This window comes from Skermanella sp. (genome assembly GCF_059503625.1).
On record NZ_JCACHA010000367.1, the window covers coordinates 1 to 2,652 of the forward strand.

Consider the following 2,652-nt stretch of genomic DNA (forward strand, 5'->3'; position numbering starts at 1 on the left):
CAGCGATGCGCATCGTGGCAGGAGCCCCAATCCCGTGCATGACTATGTGAAGAAGATTCTGACCGCCCGCGTCTACGATGTCGCGATCGAGAGCCCGCTCGACCCGATGCCGCGCCTGTCGTCGAGGATCGGCGGTCCCGTCCACCTGAAGCGGGAGGATCTTCAGCCGGTCTTCTCGTTCAAGCTCCGGGGCGCCTACAACAGGATGAGCCGGCTGGACCGCTGCCAGCTGGACAAGGGGGTCATCTGCGCCTCCGCCGGCAACCATGCCCAGGGGGTGGCGCTCGCGGCGGCCAAGCTCGACGCGAAATCGATGATCGTGATGCCCCGGACGACGCCCGCCATCAAGGTGCAGGCGGTCGAGCGGCTCGGCGGCGGCGTCGTGCTGCACGGCGACAGCTTTGACGAGGCCTATGCCGAGGCCCGCCGGCTGGAGGCCGAACACGGCCTGACCTTCATCCACCCCTATGACGACCCCGACGTGATCGCCGGCCAGGGCACCGTAGGGATGGAGATCCTGCGCCAGCACCCGGACCCGATCGAGGCGATCTTCGTGCCGATCGGCGGCGGCGGGCTGGCGGCGGGGATCGCCGCCTATGTCAAGTTCCTGCGGCCCGACGTCAAGGTGATCGGCGTGGAGCCGGACGACGCCGCCAGCATGCACGCCGCGCTCGAGGCCGGCGACCGGGTCGTCCTGGATCAGGTCGGCCTGTTCGCCGACGGCGTCGCCGTGCGTCAGGCCGGGGCGGAAACCTTCCGGCTGTGCCGCGACCTGCTGGACGAGATCGTCACCGTCGATGCCGACGCCATCTGCGCCGCCGTCAAGGACATCTTCGACGATACCCGCGCGATCGCCGAACCGTCGGGCGCCGTCGGCCTTGCGGGCTTGAAGAAGTATGTCGAGCGGGAAGGCCCGTGTTCGCGCGCGCTGATCACCGTCAACAGCGGCGCCAACATGAACTTCGACCGCCTGCGCCACATCGCGGAGCGCGCCGAGATCGGCGAACACCGGGAGGCGCTGCTGGCCGTTACGATACCGGAACGACCGGGCAGCTACCGCCGCTTCATCCAGGTGCTGGGCCGGCGGTCGATCACGGAATTCAACTACCGCTATGCCGAAGGTCCGGAAGCCCACATCTTCGTCGGCGTGCAGATCGCCGGCGGCGAAAGGGAGAAATCGGAGATCGTCGGCCTGCTGCGGGACGCCGGCCTGATCGTCCACGACATGAGCGACAACGAGATGGCGAAGCTCCATGTCCGCTACATGGTCGGCGGCCGCGTGAGCGGGCTGGCGGACGAGCTGATCTACCGCTTCCAGTTCCCCGAACGGCCGGGCGCGCTGCTGAAGTTCCTGGACGGGCTGGCGACGGAGTGGAACATCAGCCTGTTCCACTACCGCAACCACGGCGCCGACTACGGCCGCGTGCTGGCCGGAATCCAGGTCCCGGAAGCCGACCACGCGGAGTTCCGCCGCCGGCTGGACGATCTGGGCTATCCCTGCTGGGACGAAACCGGCAACACCGCGTACCAGTGCTTCCTGAAAGGCGACCCCGCCTGATCCTCCAAGCCTGAGCCGCCGTCAGCGCCGGCTCAGTGCTTCGACGGTTCGAACACCGCGTCCAGGCTGGGTGCGTCGAGCACCGCGTCGGTCCACCGGTCGAGATCGTCGCCCCCTGCCGTCCGCAGGCGTTCGGCCACAGCGTCGGGGACATCGCCGAAGCGCTTGCGGAGTAGGCGCAGCAGCGTCTCGGCCCGACCGCGGCTTTCCCCCTCCAGCCTGCCCCTGCCGATCCCTTCGATCACGCATTCTCGAAGATATCGTTGAGGACGGGGTGGTCCTTGATGTCGAACGTGATGTTGCCCATGGCTTCCACCTCTTCCACAACAGCCGGGACGGCCCGGCGCAACTGAGCGAGAATGACCAGTCGTGCGGCGGCGTCGCGCCGCATACCGGGATCGAGTTCGGCCAAGCGCATCAATATGCGCCGGATGTTCTGGCGAGTATTGCCGTTCCGGCACAGGATTGCCAGCACCGCGTCGTCGGGCGACGGGCTGTCCAGCAGGGGCGTCGGGTCGATGTCGGAGATGTGGATCAGTTCGAAGCTGTAGTTCAGATTCGGATGGTCGATGGTGGTTTCCATCCGGCTGCGCTTTTCGCCCAGGTAGATCACGATCTGGGTCACCGGCACGCCGTCGTACCGGTTGCCGAACTCGCCGTAGTAGTCGAGCATCCGCCACTTGAACCGCCGGACGTCGTGGGCCTGGAACTCCAGGTGCAGCAGACCCCGGTCGACAAACTCGGCCAGCAGGTCGGGCCGGCGCTCCTTGACCACGGAGAAGTCGGGGCTGAGGATCCGGGCGACCGGCGTCTTCACCAGCAGCCCGAGCAGCGCCGGCATGCCTCGCCACATCAGGTCCTTGATCGCCGCGTCGAACTTGCCCGCCATGTTCCGCCCGGCCTTCCTGCATGCGAGGGGATGTCTTCGGCCGCTTGACTACTCCTTTGGATACGGACCGCCATGCGGTGCGGTGTCGCGCCGGCAATCGCTTCAAGGACATAACGGTATTTCCTGGGATGCCTCCAGGCAGTATGGTTGCGTCCATCAGGATGTTTCCGGAGCTTGACGCTTCGAAAACCGGCCGCCATGAAGG

The 2,652-nt window shown here is 66.7% G+C and carries 3 protein-coding genes; 1 reads left to right on the forward strand and 2 read right to left on the reverse strand.

What is annotated here, in order from left to right; translation table 11 throughout:
- The coding region (gene ilvA, locus AC5JJ6_RS08255; protein ID WP_496041574.1) for a threonine ammonia-lyase, biosynthetic at positions 1-1,558 on the forward strand (1,558 nt) is incomplete at its 5' end.
- 32 nt (positions 1,559-1,590) lie between these two features.
- Here ilvA and AC5JJ6_RS08260 read toward each other — a convergent pair.
- Together AC5JJ6_RS08260 and AC5JJ6_RS08265 are read right to left on the reverse strand one after the other, a co-directional pair.
- A complete protein-coding gene (locus AC5JJ6_RS08260) occupies positions 1,591-1,803 on the reverse strand; it encodes a DUF4351 domain-containing protein (protein WP_496041575.1) in 213 nt (70 codons plus the stop codon).
- On the reverse strand, positions 1,800-2,447 hold the full coding sequence (locus AC5JJ6_RS08265; protein WP_496041576.1) for an RpnC/YadD family protein: 648 nt from the start codon (positions 2,445-2,447) through the stop codon (positions 1,800-1,802). The genes AC5JJ6_RS08260 and AC5JJ6_RS08265 overlap by 4 nt, the downstream gene beginning before the upstream one ends.
- Positions 2,448-2,652 lie beyond the last annotated feature (205 nt).